This window comes from Robbsia sp. KACC 23696, assembly GCF_039852015.1.
In the GTDB taxonomy this organism is placed as follows: Bacteria; Pseudomonadota; Gammaproteobacteria; order Burkholderiales; family Burkholderiaceae; genus Robbsia.
The window spans coordinates 2,389,136-2,405,777 of record NZ_CP156626.1; the positions used below are offsets into that span (position 1 = coordinate 2,389,136).

Annotated in this window: 15 protein-coding genes and 1 pseudogene; 9 read left to right on the plus strand and 7 right to left on the minus strand. The window is 62.0% G+C overall.

Annotated elements, in window-relative coordinates; all coding sequences use genetic code 11:
- From ABEG21_RS09995 to ABEG21_RS10010, 4 genes and pseudogenes are all read left to right on the plus strand, one after another.
- Entirely contained in the window at positions 1–939 is a 939-nt protein-coding gene (locus ABEG21_RS09995; RefSeq protein ID WP_347554487.1) for a 4-deoxy-4-formamido-L-arabinose-phosphoundecaprenol deformylase, read from the plus strand.
- A gap of 171 nt (positions 940–1,110) precedes the next feature.
- Positions 1,111–1,590: a peroxiredoxin gene (locus tag ABEG21_RS10000; RefSeq protein WP_347556718.1), complete on the plus strand. Its 480-nt coding sequence runs from the start codon at positions 1,111–1,113 to the stop codon at positions 1,588–1,590.
- A 280-nt stretch (positions 1,591–1,870) separates the two neighbouring features.
- Positions 1,871–3,802: a PhoH family protein gene (locus ABEG21_RS10005; protein ID WP_347554488.1), complete on the plus strand. Its 1,932-nt coding sequence runs from the start codon at positions 1,871–1,873 to the stop codon at positions 3,800–3,802.
- A 477-nt stretch (positions 3,803–4,279) separates the two neighbouring features.
- Positions 4,280–4,822, plus strand: a pseudogene (locus tag ABEG21_RS10010) (C40 family peptidase); the annotation flags it as partial.
- A 408-nt stretch (positions 4,823–5,230) separates the two neighbouring features.
- Here ABEG21_RS10010 and ABEG21_RS10015 read toward each other — a convergent pair.
- The 7 genes from ABEG21_RS10015 to rpsF form a co-directional block, all read right to left on the minus strand.
- Positions 5,231–6,244 carry an inorganic phosphate transporter gene (locus ABEG21_RS10015; RefSeq protein ID WP_347554489.1) on the minus strand — a complete coding sequence of 338 codons (1,014 nt, stop codon included), beginning with the start codon at positions 6,242–6,244 and terminating at the stop codon, positions 5,231–5,233.
- 10 nt (positions 6,245–6,254) lie between these two features.
- Positions 6,255–6,881 carry a DUF47 domain-containing protein gene (locus tag ABEG21_RS10020; RefSeq protein WP_347554491.1) on the minus strand — a complete coding sequence of 209 codons (627 nt, stop codon included), beginning with the start codon at positions 6,879–6,881 and terminating at the stop codon, positions 6,255–6,257.
- 113 nt (positions 6,882–6,994) lie between these two features.
- Complete coding sequence (locus tag ABEG21_RS10025; RefSeq protein ID WP_347554492.1) at positions 6,995–8,383, minus strand: replicative DNA helicase; 1,389 nt, start codon at positions 8,381–8,383, stop codon at positions 6,995–6,997.
- Positions 8,384–8,598: 215 nt separating this feature from the next.
- Entirely contained in the window at positions 8,599–9,051 is a 453-nt protein-coding gene (gene rplI, locus ABEG21_RS10030; protein WP_347554493.1) for a 50S ribosomal protein L9, read from the minus strand.
- 25 nt (positions 9,052–9,076) lie between these two features.
- Complete coding sequence (gene rpsR / locus ABEG21_RS10035) at positions 9,077–9,352, minus strand: 30S ribosomal protein S18 (protein WP_347554494.1); 276 nt, start codon at positions 9,350–9,352, stop codon at positions 9,077–9,079.
- Positions 9,353–9,376: 24 nt separating this feature from the next.
- Positions 9,377–9,670 (minus strand): primosomal replication protein N, encoded by a 294-nt coding sequence (priB, locus tag ABEG21_RS10040; RefSeq protein ID WP_347554495.1) that lies wholly within the window; start codon positions 9,668–9,670, stop codon positions 9,377–9,379.
- Positions 9,671–9,711: 41 nt separating this feature from the next.
- Complete coding sequence (gene rpsF, locus ABEG21_RS10045) at positions 9,712–10,101, minus strand: 30S ribosomal protein S6 (RefSeq protein WP_347554496.1); 390 nt, start codon at positions 10,099–10,101, stop codon at positions 9,712–9,714.
- Between the two features lie 458 nt (positions 10,102–10,559).
- On the opposite strand from rpsF, the gene trxA reads away from it, so the two are divergent.
- From trxA to ABEG21_RS10070, 5 genes are all read left to right on the plus strand, one after another.
- Complete coding sequence (trxA, locus tag ABEG21_RS10050) at positions 10,560–10,886, plus strand: thioredoxin TrxA (protein ID WP_347554497.1); 327 nt, start codon at positions 10,560–10,562, stop codon at positions 10,884–10,886.
- A gap of 483 nt (positions 10,887–11,369) precedes the next feature.
- On the plus strand, positions 11,370–12,659 hold the full coding sequence (rho, locus tag ABEG21_RS10055) for a transcription termination factor Rho (protein WP_347554498.1): 1,290 nt from the start codon (positions 11,370–11,372) through the stop codon (positions 12,657–12,659).
- A gap of 280 nt (positions 12,660–12,939) precedes the next feature.
- Positions 12,940–13,215: a type B 50S ribosomal protein L31 gene (locus tag ABEG21_RS10060; protein ID WP_347554499.1), complete on the plus strand. Its 276-nt coding sequence runs from the start codon at positions 12,940–12,942 to the stop codon at positions 13,213–13,215.
- 126 nt (positions 13,216–13,341) lie between these two features.
- Complete coding sequence (locus ABEG21_RS10065) at positions 13,342–15,102, plus strand: glycosyltransferase family 39 protein (protein WP_347556719.1); 1,761 nt, start codon at positions 13,342–13,344, stop codon at positions 15,100–15,102.
- 72 nt (positions 15,103–15,174) lie between these two features.
- Positions 15,175–16,587, plus strand: coding sequence for an MATE family efflux transporter (locus tag ABEG21_RS10070; protein ID WP_347554500.1), 1,413 nt, complete (start codon positions 15,175–15,177; stop codon positions 16,585–16,587).
- The last annotated feature ends 55 nt before the right edge of the window (positions 16,588–16,642 follow it).

The following is a 16,642-nucleotide window of genomic DNA, read 5'->3' on the forward strand; positions in this document are numbered from 1 at the left end:
TTGGCTCTCATCGTTCTGAAGATTGACGTCGACACGCTGCGGGGCACCCGCGAAGGCGTGCCGACGCTCGTCGACATGCTGCGCGACGTCGGCGCGGGCGCCACGTTTCTCTTCAGCCTCGGCCCGGATCACACGGGCTGGGCGCTGCGCCGGGTATTTCGCCCGGGCTTCCTCAAAAAGGTTTCCCGTACATCGGTCGTCGAGCACTACGGGCTCAAGACGCTGATGTACGGCACGCTGCTGCCGGGCCCCGATATCGGTGTGCGCGCGGCCGCGGAGATGCGTGCCGTGCGGGATGCCGGTTTCGAAGTCGGCATTCATTGCTGGGATCATGTCTACTGGCAGGACAATGTTCGCGGCCGCAGCAACGATGCGCGCTGGACCTGCGCGCAAATGCAACGCGCGCACGATCGCTTCGTGTCGATCTTCGGCGCCGCCCCGTCGACGCATGGCGCCGCGGGTTGGCAGATGAACGAGCACGGACTTGCGCTGATCGACAAATGGGGCATGACGTATGCCTCGGACGGTCGTGGCGATGCGCCCTACCGGCCGATAATCGGCGAGCGCGTGCTATCCCATATACAGATGCCGACAACGTTGCCGACGCTCGATGAACTGATCGGCATCGACGACGTCACCGTGGACAATGTCGCCGACCATCTGCTGACCTATACGGCAGCCGGTGGGCCAGGTGATGCGGCGGCGCAACACGGGCCACGCGATCATGTCTTCACCCTCCATGCGGAACTGGAGGGTCAAAAACTCGCTCCGGTGTTCCGGGACTTGCTGCGCGGCTGGGTCGCACAAGGACATCGGCTGGTTTCGATGGCCGATTACCATGCCACGCTCGATCCCGCGACGCTGCCGGTCCGGCAGTTTGCCTGGGGCAGCATTCCCGGACGCTCCGGGGAGCTGATGATTGAGCCGGGGACGGTCTGAGGCTCCGCGCCGCACGGTAAGCCGCCCCATTCACCCGCCGGCCCGAGGGGGACGGCACCCATAAAAAAAAGGAATTGCGCAATGTCGACTGCCTCCCTCGCTCCCACCGCCGGCGCCGCCGCTTCCGTTCCGGACGTGAACGGCGGCGTGGTCGCGGCGGTGACGGTAGCAATGACGGCGCCGGACTTTACCGCGCCCGTCACCCAAGGCGATGAAACCGATGCGACAAAAGGCGTGCTGACGCTGCGTGCTTTGCGCGGCAAACACGTCGTGTTGTATTTCTACCCGAAGGACGGCACGCCCGGATGCACGAAGGAAAGCATGGCTTTCCGCGATCTGGCGCCGGCATTTGCCGATGCCAATGCAGTGATCGTCGGTGTCTCCCGCGACAGCCTGCCCTCGCACGAGCGCTTCAAGGCAAAATTGGAACTGCCGTTTGGGCTGGTCTCGGACAAGGACGAAGCCGTCTGCGCGCTGTACGGCGTGATGAAAGAGAAGAAGATGTACGGCAAAACGGTGCGTGGCATCGAGCGATCGACCTTCGTCATCGACGCCGACGGCACGATTCGCAACGCCTGGCGCGGCTTGAAAGTCGACAGCCACGCGGACGACGTCCTGGCCGCCGTGCAAACACTTGAATCATCGCGCTAAGCCGGGATATAGTGAGGTCAATGACGCACGCATTCGCACGGACTCGTTCCGCATGCCTCCCTGCCGAGGCCCTCACTGCCTGCTTTGCTTACCGCGCCGTCCGCGATGTCTGTCGGACCTGGCGCGAAGAAAGCCGCCGTCGCTCCTTTCGGGCGAGGCGGCTTTTTCGCTTATGTTTTCCAACCTCAACCCCATGGCAAGCCAGCGGCACCCCTAGTTTCGCTATCCATGGCGCGGTCATTCGGCCGCGCCGTCCGCTTGTGTCCGATAGGAGTTCTTGATGCCTTTGCCCTCCTTGCCTTCGAAGCTTGGCGACCTGCTACCGGCGGACCAATATAAGGCGCGTTTGCGCCCGTCCCCGGCGTCGAAAAAGAAATCCGCGCGTGCGGAAGATGCCGATGTCGCCACCATCGACGAGGTCGAATATTTGCCGACCGCCACCGCCGAACTGAGCGGTACGTCGATCCCGGCAGCCATTCCCGCCGCTCTGCGCGATCCCGAAACAACGACGCACTCGGCCAAGGCCGCGGGACACCCCGCGCCGGCCGTCGCGCCTGCCGTGCAGGCCGCGGCAACGTCCGCGCCGCAACATGCCGCGCCGGCCGACGTTCCGGCCCGTGCAGCCCATACGCCCGACCGTTCGACGCCCGTGCCGGCGCAACAACGTGCCGAGCGTATCGAAACGGCTGACGACGCACCGCTCCACGCCCGCGATCATCAAAAGATCCCGGAGAATCTGCGTCATCACACGGGCGGCAATCAAGCCGGCGCGCAACCGCAACGCCCCGCCAAGGGCGGCGCGCGCGCGGCCGTCAGTACGCGCACGAAGTTGTTCGTGCTCGATACGAACGTCCTGCTGCACGACCCGAGCTCGCTGTTCCGCTTCGAGGAACACGACGTCTATCTGCCGATGATGACGTTGGAAGAACTCGACAACAACAAAAAGGGCATGTCTGAAGTCGCGCGTAACGCGCGTCAGGTCAGCCGTATCCTCGATGGTCTGGTCGCCGGCGACGCCGATATCCAGGCGGGCCTGCAACTGTCCCGTCTCGGCAACCGCGAAGCGCGCGGCCGCCTGTTCTTCCAGACCTCGCTGAAGGAAGTGCCGCCGGTGGCGGGCCTCCCGGCCGGCAAGGCCGACAACCAGATTCTCGGCGTCGTCCGCGCGCTGGAAGTCTCGCAGCCCGAGCGCGATATCGTCCTGGTGTCGAAAGACATCAATATGCGCATCAAGGCGCATGCCTTGCAGCTCGCCGCCGAGGATTACTACAACGACCAGGTCCTCGAAGACAAGGATCTGTTGTACACCGGCGTGTTCGCCCTGCAGAAGGATTTCTGGACCCGTCATGGCAAGGGGATGGAAAGCTGGCAGGACGTCAAGACCGGTACGACCTTCTATCGCCTGACCGGCCCATCGGTGCCGGCGATGCTGGTCAACCAGTTCGTCTATCTCGAGCCGAACAACGGCGAACCGGCCTTCCATGCGATCGTCCGAGAACTCAACGGCCGCACCGCCTTGCTGCAAACGCTGCGCGACTACGGACATCACAAGAACAACGTCTGGGGCGTCACGGCGCGCAATCGCGAGCAGAACTTCGCCCTGAACCTGCTGATGAACCCGGAAGTCGATTTCGTCAGCCTGTTGGGCCAGGCCGGTACCGGCAAGACCCTGCTGGCACTGGCAGCGGGCTTGGCGCAGGTGCTCGACGACAAGCGCTATAACGAAATCATCGTCACCCGCGCCACCGTGCCGGTGGGCGAGGATATCGGTTTCCTGCCGGGCACCGAGGAAGAGAAGATGCAGCCGTGGATGGGCGCATTCGACGACAACCTGGAAGTGCTGCAGAAGAGCGACGACTCGGCCGGCGAATGGGGCCGTGCCGCGACGCAGGATCTGATCCGTTCGCGCTTGAAGGTGAAGAGCATGAACTTCATGCGCGGCCGGACCTTCGTCGACAAGTACGTGATCATCGACGAGGCGCAAAATCTGACGCCGAAGCAGATGAAGACGCTGGTCACGCGCGCCGGTCCGGGCACGAAGATCGTGTGTCTGGGCAATATCGCGCAGATCGACACGCCTTACCTGACCGAAGGCAGCTCGGGCCTGACCTACGTCGTCGATCGACTGAAGGGCTGGCCGCACGGCGGTCACGTGACGCTGGCACGCGGCGAACGCTCGCGTCTGGCCGACTACGCATCCGATATGTTGTAAGACGGCGACGATTTCGCCGAAGGTGCGCCGTTACGGTACCGTCGGCCACCGCCTCTCTCCCGCGCCCGCAGAGCAGTTCGCTGCCCCGCGGGCGTTTTCCTTATGGCCCGGCGTCGCGCATGCGTGCCGGGCCATTGTATTTGGCGCCACGCCGCGTACGGAGCGCGCCGAGGCTAAGCCGCGAAAAAAGACTCCGATTTCAGCCGTTTACGGCGTATTTCTGATGTGAGGCGTCAACATCGGTTGCCGTCCCCGACGGCGGCAGTTAAGATAAAAGGATCGTTCCCTTCTGCGTATCTGTTCCGCCGAACGGCCTTGCCTGCGCCCTGTAGCGCTATGGCGGCACCGCGCGGCCCGTTTTTCAGTACGCCATCGCCCCGTATGCGCCGAGCTTCGCGTTCGACCGAGCTAATCCTGTTGCCCGCCACCCCTGCGCGTGCAGCGGGTCAGCACGCGTCGGCGATCCCCGCCACGCGGCTGATCGTCTCCGCTGCCACATTGACGTGCTTACTGGTGCTGGGTGCCTGCGGGACGGCACCCGGCGAGCGCTCGAGCCAATCGGCCGCGGCCGGGGGGGTTCGCACCAAACTCGATGGCTGGGGGCCGAAAACGCCGCCGCGCGGCTTACCGAAATTCGTCGATCACAGCGTGGGACAGGAAGAGATCTCGATGCAGGCCATGGGCCTCGTCGGCATTCCGTATAAGTGGGGCGGCAATACGCCCGCGTCCGGCTTCGATTGCAGCGGGCTGGTGCGCTATGTTGTTGAAAATGCGGCCGATGTGCAATTGCCGCGGACGACCTCGCAAATGCAATATTCCGGCAGCAGTGTCGAGCCGGATGAAATCGCGCCGGGTGATCTGGTGTTCTTCAACACCGATGGACGGCCGTACTCGCACGTCGGCGTCTATGTCGGCAATTACCGCTTCGTCAATGCGCCGTCCACTGGCGGGACCGTGCGCATCGATTACATCTCGAATCCGTACTGGGCGCGCCACTTCGACGGCATCCGCCGCATCGCGGGCCGCCGCGCGACGGCGCCGGTGCCGCTCGATCCAAGTGCCCCGATGACGCCGCCTGGCGTGGCGCCGGTGATCGCGCCGGAAACGGCCTATGCACAACAATCCCGGACACCGGTCAGCGATGTGGCGCCCCGTCCACAAGCGGCGCCCCAAGTGGTGCCACAGTCGCCGCCATCGATCGCCGCACGCGCGACGGCACCGTCGAGCGATGATCCGATCGGTGCCGTGATCGCGCGCGCCGACGCGGCAAGCCGCAACATCGACGATCCGATCGCACGAATCGCCGCGCAGGCACGCTGACCCGCCGAGAGACATCCAGCGCATCAACACCGCAGACCGCACCGCAGGCCGCCTCACGGTTCAGGCGGCGCGCGGTGCGCGGCGCGTTAGCGCCGGTTCAAGGCCGGATCAGAACAGCCAGCGGCCGCACCACCAGCCTGCGGCGGCGAGCACCGCGGAGGCCGGAATCGTCAGGACCCAGGCCCAGACGATCCGCCCCGCCACGCCCCAACGCACGGCCGACAGCTTCTGCGTCGCACCCACGCCGACGATCGCACCGGTGATCGTATGGGTCGTCGACACCGGGATGCCGAGCCAGGACGCGGTGAACAGCGTCACCGCACCCCCGGCCTCGGCACAGAAACCGCCCACCGGCTTCAACTTCGTGATCTTCTGCCCCATCGTGCGCACCACACGCCAGCCGCCGAACAAGGTGCCAAGGCCGATCGCGAAGTAACAGCAGGCGATCACCCATAACGGTGGCGCGTCGGCCGTGGCGCTGACATAGCCGCTGGCGATCAGCAACATCCAGATCACGCCGATGGTTTTCTGCGCATCATTGCCGCCATGGCCGAGCGAGTAAAGGCCCGCCGACACCAATTGCAGACGTCGGAAATGCCGATCGACGCGCGACGGAGGCGTTCGGAAAAAGATCCAGGAAACGCACACCATGAACATCGAGCCCAAGACGAAACCGAGCAGCGGCGAGATGAAGATGAAGGCGACGGTCTTCAACAGGCCGTCGTAATTCAACGCGGCGAACCCGCCGGTTTTCGCCACCGCCGCACCGACCAGGCCGCCGATCAAGGCGTGCGAGGAGCTGGACGGAATACCAAACACCCAAGTGATGATGTTCCAGCCGATCGCGCCGAGCAGCGCCCCGAAAATCACGTACTGATCGATGATTTCCGGATCGATCGTACCCCGCCCGACCGTCGCCGCCACCTTCAAATGGAAGATGAAGTACGCCAGCACATTGGCGAAAGCCGCGAACGCGACGGCCTGCTGCGGCTTCAACACCCCGGTGGAAACCACGGTCGCGATCGAATTCGCCGCGTCGTGGAAACCATTCAGAAAGTCGAAAACCAATGCGACCGCCACCAACGCGACGAGCGCCCATAAAGCCATATGTATCGAAGCCATCAGCTATCCGTTATGCATTTTCAAGCACGATGCCTTCGATGATGTTTGCCACATCCTCGCACTTGTCGGTGACCTCTTCGAGCAATTCGTAGATGGCCTTCAGCTTGATGAGATTTTTCACATCCGATTCCTGACGGAACAGACGCGAGATGGCCGAACGCAGGATCTTGTCGGCATCCGATTCCAGACGGTCGATGATCTCGCAGCCTTTGAGGATGGCCGCCGGATCGCGCAGATCGTGCAGGCGCTGAACGACGTTTTCCACTTCCTTGCAGCACTTGACGCAGATCTCGGCCAGCTCGGCCGCATCGGACGGCACGCTGGTGACGTCGTACAGCGACACCGCGGTCGCGACGTCTTCGATCAGATCGATGATGTCGTCCATCGTCGTGATCAGCTTGTGGATTTCATCGCGATCGAGCGGCGTGATGAAGGTCTTGTGCAGCAAGTCCGTCGTATCGCGCGTGAGCTTGTCCGCCTGCTTTTCAAGGGCCGTCACATTGCGCTTGTAGACCTCGACGTCGTCGATATGCTCGATCAACAACTTCAGCTCAATACTGGCTTCAGAGATGCAGCGCGCATGGGCATTGAAGATTTCGAAAAACTTGCCTTCGGTAGGCATGAACCGACCAAACATAAGGAGACCCCGGGGCGACCCGGCTCACGCCAGGTTTCGCTGTCACAAAAAAGTCGTATTGTAACCGCCCCGACGCCTGCATGTCCCTCGGATTAGACTCCGTGTTCGGATCGCTACTCTGCAGCGAAGAAAGCATTGCCACCGGCGAAGTTGTCGAACTTCGTATATTGCCCCAGGAAGGTGAGGCGCACCGTGCCGATCGGACCATTCCGCTGCTTACCGATGATCAGCTCGGCCGTGCCCTTGTCGGGCGTGTCCGGGTTGTAGACTTCGTCGCGGTAAATGAACAGGATCACGTCGGCATCCTGTTCGATAGCGCCGGATTCACGCAGATCGGACATGACCGGGCGCTTATTCGGCCGCTGTTCCAGACTCCGATTCAACTGCGACAGCGCGATGACGGGCACATTGAGCTCTTTTGCCAAGCTCTTCAGCGAGCGCGAGATTTCGGAAATTTCCGTCGCACGGTTCTCGCCGGAACTCGAACCGGACATCAGCTGCAAGTAATCGATCACGATCAGGCCGAGTTGGCCGCATTGCCGCGACAGGCGCCGCGCCCGCGCGCGCAGCTCCATCGGGTTCAGACCGCCCTGCTCGTCGATAAAGATCTGCGCCTCGCCCATCTTCTGCACCGCGTGCGTCAGTTTCGGCCAGTCGTCGTCAGTCAACTTGCCGGTACGCAGGCGATGCGCGTCGAGACGTCCGGTGGAACCGAGCATCCGCATGGCCAACTGCGTACCCGGCATTTCCATCGAGAAGACGGCGATCGGCAAGCCATATTCAATGGCGACATACTCGCCGATATTCATCGCCAATGAGGTTTTCCCCATCGACGGACGACCCGCGATAATGATCAGCTCGCCGCCATGCATCCCCGAGGTCATCCGGTCCAGATCGATGAAACCGGTCGGCGTGCCGGTCACATCGCTGCTGTTGTCCTGGTGATACAGCGTATCGATCCGCTCGACCACTTGCGACAGCAACGGCTTAATTTCGAGAAAGCCCTGTTGCGAGCGCGCGCCTTCCTCGGCGATGGCGAAAATCTTCGATTCGGCCTCGTCCAGCAGTTGCCGGACCTCCCGTCCCTGCGGGTTGAAGGCGCCGCCGGAAATATCGTCGGCGATCGTGACGAGTTTGCGCAGCACGCCGCGATCTCGCACGATTTCCGCGTAGCGACGGATATTCGCCGCGCTGGGCGTGTTTTGCGCCAGCGAATTCAAATAGGTCAGCCCACCGACGTCGTCGGCCTTGCCGGCGAGCGTCAGCGACTCGAAAACGGTGATGACATCGGCCGGACGGGCCGTCGAGATCAGTCGACCGATATGCTGAAAGATGATCCGATGATCGTAACGATAGAAATCGCCTTCGTTGACGAAGTCCGCAATCCGGTCCCAGGCGGCATTGTCGAGCAATAAGCCGCCCAATACCGATTGCTCCGCCTCGATGGAATGGGGCGGGACTTTCAGCGAGTCGAGCTGCGGATCTTTATTCGGTACGTTCATGGGGACCCATTATAAAGGGCTGCCGCGACGAAGCGGAATGCAGCGCAGGACAAATGAAAAAAGGCAAAGGCCGGAAACCCGGCCTTTGCCTTCGTAGACAACACCACGCATTTACGTGGCGCATCCGGGCGCGGTCGAGCCGCTCCGGATCATACGCTCACACTGTCCGACACCGGCAAGACACAGTCTGCCGAGCGGACAGGCGGCGCTGTCTATTACACCGCTTCGCCAACCACGGTCACGGTGATGTCGACCACCACGTCCGTGTGCAGCAGCACTTGCGCCGGGTGTTCGCCGATCGTCTTCATGATGCCTTCCGGCAGACGAACTTGTTGCTTCGACACTTCGATACCCAGCTTGTTCAGCTCGGCCGACACGTCGTGGTTCGTCACCGAACCGAACAGACGGCCGTCAACGCCCGCCTTTTGCGACAGCGTGACCGTCAAGGCTGCCAGCTTTTCGCCAGCCGCTTGCGCGACTGCCAGCTTCTCGGCTGCCAGCTTTTCCAGATCGGCGCGGCGTGCTTCGAATTCCTTCACAGCCGATGCCGTCGCACGACGAGCAATCTTGCGCGGCAACAGGAAGTTACGGGCATAGCCGTCCTTCACGCGCACGATGTCACCGAGGTTGCCCAGGTTCTGGGTCTTTTCCAGCAAAATAACTTCCATTTCGAATTCTCCTTATGCCGAAGGCTTAGCTGTTGTGCTGGTCCGAGTACGGCAGCAGCGACAAATAGCGTGCGCGCTCGATAGCCGTACCCAGCTGGCGCTGGTAGCGTGCCTTCGTACCCGTCAGACGGGCCGGCGTGATCTTGCCGTTTTCGCTGAGGAAGTCCTTCAGCGTATCGATGTCTTTATAGTCGATGTAGTCGACGCCAGCTGCCGTGAAGCGGCAGAACTTCTTCCGCTTGAACAGCGGGTTTTGTTGCGGGCGGCGCTTTTCGAACTTCTTTCCGGTGGGACGCGGCATGATGTGTCCTTATCCTTAATCTTGCTAAACGATGTCTTGCAAATCGGTGATGTGAAAAATCAGTGTCCGGGACTGCTGTTTCAGCGGAGCGAGGAAACCGGTGAATCGCACCGGCTTGTCGAGTGCCAACTTCTGCAACGCGTCGGTCAGACCGCCGGCAACCCGTGCCGGGACGACCACTTCGACGCGCCGGCTGAAGCCGGCCTCCTCGACTTGCGAGACCCCATGCAGTTTCAGATCGAGAACGGGCACCCCCGCAGGGGTGAAGCGCAGTGTATTGCGCTCAAGCACCGTTCCATCCAGCTGCAAGCGGTTCATCGCGAAACCTTCCCTGCGTTGAACGTCCTGGACGACTGCACTCAGGCCGAAGCCTGGGCCGCGTCGGCCGGGCGGGCTGCTGCCGCCGACTTACGCGCTTCTTCGCGCTGCACTTCCTTCATCATCGGCGACGGGGCGGTCTCGGCCTTCTTCGTCTTGACGATCAGGTGACGCAGCACCGCATCGTTGAACTTGAATGCGTGTTCCAGCTCTTCCAGCGTTTCCTGGCCGCACTCGACATTCAGGCAGATATAGTGTGCCTTCACCAGCTTCTCGATCTGGTACGCCAATTGACGGCGGCCCCAGTCTTCCACGCGGTGGATCTGGCCGCCCTTGGCGGTGATCGTGGACTTGTACCGGTCGATCATGGCGGGCACTTGCTCGCTCTGATCCGGGTGTACGATAAAGACGATTTCGTAGTGACGCGACATACGCGCTCCTTCTGGGTTAACAGCCACCCGGTCGCCGCGGCCGGAGCCCTACGCCGGCTTGCCCCGAAAAAACCCGGGGAAAGCCGAGAGAACCTGACCGCCCCGCCGGTGTGGCAAGGGAGAACTCGCGATTATAGCGTGAACCTCGGGCGTCAGGCAAGCATCTTGCGGTGAACCAGAGAAGACCGGGGGCCCTTGTTATTCGCGCGAATGCATTCATATTGTCGTTAGGCGTGGCATGTGACGCCACGGCGGCGCCGGACACATTGGCCGATTTAGTGTATCTTGACAACCTAGTTCACTTGCGACGGGCACCCCCCTTCGTGGCACGGTAGACAAGGATGGCTGGGCTTCCCAGGCACCCCTACCGACCGGCGAGGCCCCCTACTCCTGAGCGCTATGCCGTTCAGGCCAGCGACTCCCGACGCGAGCGCGGACGCAACAAGGTTATTTCATCCATGAGCGAACACATCAAACACATCAGCGACGCCTCCTTCGACGGCGACGTGATCAAAGCGGACAAGCCGGTTTTGCTGGATTTCTGGGCAGAATGGTGCGGCCCGTGCAAGATGATTGCCCCCATCCTCGACGAAGTGGCGCAGCAGTACGGCGATAAAGTGCAGATCGCCAAGCTCAACGTGGACGAAAACCAGTCGACGCCGGCCAAGTTCGGCGTCCGCGGCATCCCGACCCTGATCTTGTTCAAGAACGGCTCGGTTGCAGCGCAAAAGGTTGGCGCGCTGTCGAAGTCCCAGCTGACCGCCTTCCTGGACAGCCATCTGTAAGACGTCACACCGCCGCTGCGCGTCCGAATAGACGCGCGGCGGCACCGGTGCAAGCATTTTTGACGTCGGCTATTGCTCCCGCCGCGACATCTGTTACACTACCGTGATGGACGTAGGCGCCTGTTGTGCCAAACGATATGTTTGATTGACGTCGATCGACTCTGGTCTTTTGATTTTCAATCCGATCGACGGCACACGATAGGGTGAAGCCCCGCAACCAAGGGGAAAAACGTGGACGGGTCTGTCAGCCCGGTCTCCATGCTTCCTCTGCGAAATCGGCTTCCCCGCGCTTTCCTTTCCGCGTCCATTACCCCCTCCGCAGCCCTGCGTATCAATACATCGTAGTGTGTAACGGGCAGCGGTGGCACGACGGCGTCGCATGCCAGCGCCGGCAAAATTAAAACATCACGCTGTATATTCTCCCGAGCGTCCGCTCACCTCTCACTTTATTCGTCGTCTTCCCTCCGTAGGCGGTCACCCTGTATGCATCTATCCGAGCTCAAATCCAAGCACGTCTCTGAATTGATCGAGATGGCCGGCGGCCTTGATATCGAAAACGCGAATCGCCTGCGCAAGCAAGAGCTGATGTTCGCGATTCTTAAAAAGAAAGCGAAAACCGGGGAGACCATCTTCGGTGATGGGACGCTCGAAGTATTGCCCGACGGCTTTGGTTTCCTGCGTTCACCGGAAACCTCGTATCTGGCAAGCACCGACGACATTTATATCAGCCCATCGCAGATTCGCCGTTTCAATCTGCACACCGGCGATACGATCGAAGGCGAAGTGCGCGTGCCGAAAGACGGCGAGCGCTACTTCGCGCTGGTCAAGGTCGACAAGGTCAATATGATGCCGCCCGAGGCCTCGAAACATAAGATCATGTTCGAGAACCTCACGCCGCTGCATCCGAACCGTCCGCTGCGCCTCGAATCCGAAATCACCGATCCGAACGCCCGCGGCGCGCTGTCGAGCCGTACCGAGAACGCCACGTGCCGCGTCATCGACATGATCGCGCCGGTTGGCCGCGGCCAACGCGGCTTGCTGGTCGCGTCGCCGAAGTCGGGCAAGACGGTCATGCTGCAACATATTGCGCACTCGATCGCGACGAACTACCCCGACGTCCAGCTGTTCGTGCTGTTGATCGACGAACGGCCGGAAGAAGTGACCGAAATGCAACGTTCGGTTAAGGGCGAAGTGATTGCCTCGACCTTCGACGAACCGGCATCGCGCCACGTCCAGGTGGCCGAAATGGTCATCGAGAAGGCCAAGCGTCTGGTTGAAATGAAGCGCGACGTGGTGATCCTGCTGGACTCGATCACCCGTCTCGCCCGCGCCTACAATACTGTCGTGCCGGCCTCCGGCAAGGTCTTGACCGGCGGCGTCGATGCGAACGCACTGCAACGTCCGAAGCGTTTCTTCGGCGCGGCACGGAATATCGAGGAAGGCGGTTCGCTGACCATCATCGGTACCGCGTTGATCGAAACCGGCAGCCGGATGGACGATGTGATCTTCGAAGAGTTCAAGGGCACCGGTAATATGGAAGTGCACTTGGAACGTCGCTTGGCGGAGAAGCGCATCTACCCGGCGATCAACCTGAACAAATCGGGTACGCGTCGCGAGGACCTGCTGATCGATTCCGACGTGCTGCACAAGAAGCTGTGGCCGCTGCGCAAGGTCATGTCGGAAATGGACGATGTGGCGGCAATGGAAATGATCCTCGGCAAGATCAAGGAAACGCGATCGAATGCCGAGTTCTTCGACATGATGCGTCGCTGATCGCGACAGCGCTGCCTTGATACAACAGCGTGCGCCGGCAACGGTCGGCGCGCGCGGGGTGCAGGCAAACAACGCTACGCCGTGCCGGTAATTTCTGGCATAATCTGCAGCTTCGCTTTTACACCCAGGCAAGTGGCTCGCGGCAAGGTCCACGCCGGTCTGGTTTCAGCTTGTCGCCTCGCGGCGACTTTCAGACTGATCCCAGACGGGCGGCCCGCGCACGGACGGTGACGCTTTGCGACCCCGGCGAGCTGGCTACCGCCAGACTGAGGAAGTCATCATGAAAAAAGACATTCACCCGAATTACCGCGAAATCGCTGTGCAAGATCTGTCTTCGGACGGCTTCATCTTCATCACGCGTTCGACGGTCAACACGCGCGAAAAGATCGAAATCGACGGCAAGGAATACCCGTTGCTGAAGGTTGAAACGTCGTCGGAAACGCACCCGTTCTACACGGGTACGCAAAAGATCCTCGACACGGGTGGCCGTATCGAAAAGTTCAAGGCGAAGTTCGCGAAGTTCAGCCGCACCGGCGGTGCCGCCAAGGCCGAGTAAGCGGAATCCGCCAATGCCAAGGTTTTCACTACCGGCATTGGTCGCGACAAAAAAGGGGCAGCCGTGGCTGCCCTTTTTTGTCTGCGCGTCATCCTCTTCACGCCTGTTGCCGTTTGTAGCCTTGCCATGACCACCGGTTTTAAATCCGTCGTTCGCCTGACCGCCTCCGCCACCCGGCCATTGCCACGGGTGGTATTGCTCGCGATCTGCGTTGTGTACGCGGCGTTCGGCCTGTTCGGTCGGGATCCCTGGAAAAACGAGGATGCAGCTGGATTCGGCGTGATGTGGACCGCCGCCAGGGGCGATCTGCACGATTGGCTCTTCCCCAACCTGTTCGGCAAACCAATGCCGGCCGATGGGCCCATGGCCTACTGGTTGGGTGCGCTGGCCATCCGTGCACTCCCGATGATCGACCCCGGCAGCGCGGCGCGGGTCGTCACCGCCCTGCTGTTTTCACTCTGTTGCGGCCTGGTCTGGTACGGCACCTATCTTCTGGGACGCCGACCCGAAGTCCAGCCCTTCAAATACGTCTTCGGCGGCGAGCCGCTTCCGGCCGACTACGGTCGCACGATCGCCGACGGTGCCGTACTGATCTTGTTGGCCTGCTTCGGTCTCGCCGAGCGCGGTCACGAAACGACGCCGCAGTTGATGCAGTTTCTGTCGATCGCGATGATTCTGTACGGCCTGGTCCGCGCATCCGACAAGCCTTTGCAAGGCGGTGCGTATTGGGGAGGCGGCCTTGGACTGCTGACCCTGGCGGCCAATCCGCTGCTCCCGGTCGTGATCGGAGTCTGCACGGCGATCGCCGCCTATCTGAGCACGCATTTCCGCAGTCGCACGATGCTGCTGGTCGGCGTGCCGCTGGCGGTGGTGCTGGCCGGTTCCTGGCCGGTGCTGGCATATTGGGTGGATCCGCAGTCCGCGCACGATTACCTGCGCGCCTGGGTGCATGGCAACTTCGACTTCTACAGCGGCCCGCTCAGCAGCGTGCTGTTCTATGCGGCGAAGAACCTGCCCTTGTTCACCTGGCCGGCCTGGCCGCTCGCCGCCTGGGCCTGGTTCAGCTGGCGCGGCTGGCGCCGTGCGCCCCATATCATCGCGCCGTTGTCGGTCGTCGTGCCTTTGCTGGTGCTGGTCGTACTCCAGAGTCACGAGACCAACCGGATGTTCATCCTGCTGCTGCCGGGGATGTCGATGCTGGCTGCTTTCTCGCTTCCCACGCTGAAGCGGGGCGCGATCAACGCCATCGATTGGTTTGCCGTACTCAGCTTCACCGTCCTGGGCGGCTTCGTCTGGCTGGTCTGGATCGCCAGCGTGACGGGCTATCCGATGCCGATCGCGCGCAATCTCGCTCGCCTGGTGCCGGGCTTCCATCCCTCGTTCAAGTGGATCGCCTTGCTAGGCGCGGTCCTGATCACCGGCTGCTGGCTCGCGCTGGTCCGTTGGCGCCTGGCGACGCGGCCGGAAGTGTTGTGGCGCAGCGTGGTGCTGTCGAGCTTCGGCACGACGCTGATGTGGGTGCTGTTGATGACATTGTGGCTGCCGATCATCAACTACAGCCGCACCTACCGGGATGTCGCGTCGCAGATCGCGACGCATCTGCCCGTCGGCTATCGTTGCATCGCCCCGGTCCGCCTGGGCGACGCACAGATTGCCTCATTCGGGTATTTTCAGAATATGCATTTCGGTTTTGGTCGTGACGATTGTGATGTTTTGCTCCGGCAAGACACTGCGGATTTTTCCGATCCGACCGATCTGAAACCCTATCGCTGGCAAAAGGTCTGGGAAGGGCGCCGAGCCGCCGACCGCGACGAAAGGTTCCGACTGTACGTCCGCGTGCTCGATGCGCAAGCGCGATCACGCCCCTCCCAGGCCGCTCCCCATTAAGCCCGGCCGCGCATCGAACGCGGCCGGGCCAGGAGCATGTCGGCGCCTTTGCCCTGTTTCGTGAGCGCGTCCGTGTCCGTATTACCGCCGTCCGAATCTCCCGTTTCCCGCGCATCCCTCGCCCTGCGTCTTGCCGACGTCCGGGCGATCGTCGTCTTGGCGTGGCCCGTCCTGGTCGGGCAGTTGGCGATCATTGCCTTCGGCGTCATCGACACCGCGATGGTCGGGCGCTATTCGGCCGAGAGTCTCGCCTCACTCGGGCTGGGCGCCTCGATCTATATCAGTGTTTTCGTCGCCTTGACCGGCATCCTGGTAGCGCTCTCGCCCATTGCCGGGAATCTCTACGGTGCGGGGCGCGTCGCCGAGATCGGTGAACAGACGCGCCAGGCAATCTGGCTTGCCGTGGCGCTGAGCGTGATCGGCGCCGTTCTGCTGACCTTCCCCGCCCCCTTACTCGATGTCGCAAAGGCGGATGCCGCACTGCGCGCGGACGCCACACGCTACTTGCGCATCCTCGCCGTAGGCTTGCCCGCCGCCCTGCTCTTTCGCATCTTCAACTCGCTTTCGACGGCGATCGGCAAGCCGCGCATCGTCATGACGCTGCAGATCGTCAGTCTGGCCGTGAAGATTCCCGCCAATTACGCCTTGATCTTCGGCTTCGCCGGTTTGGCGCCGATGGGCGGCATCGGCTGCGCGCTTGCCAGCACCTTGATCAATGGCATCGATGCCTGCGCGGCGCTATGGATCATGGCGCGCGGGAGTGCCTTTCAGCCACTGCAGATCTTTTCCCGGTTCTCCTGGCCGCAATGGCCGCATCAGCGCGCCTTGCTGAAACTCGGCATTCCGATGGGCGTGTCCTATCTGATCGAGGTGACGTCCTACACCTTCATGGCGCTCTTTATCGCCCGCTTCGGCACGGCGACGCTCGCCGCGCATCAGATCGCCGGCAATATGGGTGCGGTGCTGTATATGACGCCCCTGTCGATCGGCATCGGCACGGCTACCTTGGTGGCGCAGCGGATCGGCGCAGACAGGCTCGAGGCGGCACGTCGCCTCTCCGGGAGCGGCATCTTGCTGGCGAGCATCGTGGGGCTGTTCTACGCCGGCGCCGTGCTGCTGCTGCGAGGACAGATTGCCGCGGCTTATACATCGGATGCGCATGTCGCGGCAACGGCCGCCGGCCTGCTGATGATCGTCGCGGCCTACCACGTGTTCGACGCGTTTCAGGTCAGCACCGCTTTCGTTCTGCGAAGCTATCAGGTGACCGTCATTCCAACGGCGATCTATGCGATTGCGCTGTGGGGCGTCGGCCTTGGCGGGGGGTATTGGATGGGCTTCGACCTTGGGGGGCATCTGCCCCACGTCTGGACCGGTGCCAATGGTTTCTGGATCGCCAATACGCTGAGCCTCGGCATGGCCGGTATCGGACTCGGTCTCTATCGCCGACACGTCGTGCGGCGCTTCAAAGGCAATCGCCAAGCATAGGGAGTACCGCAGCGAGTGCGTGCGGAGGTGCGACGGAAATGCGCCGAGAGTGTGC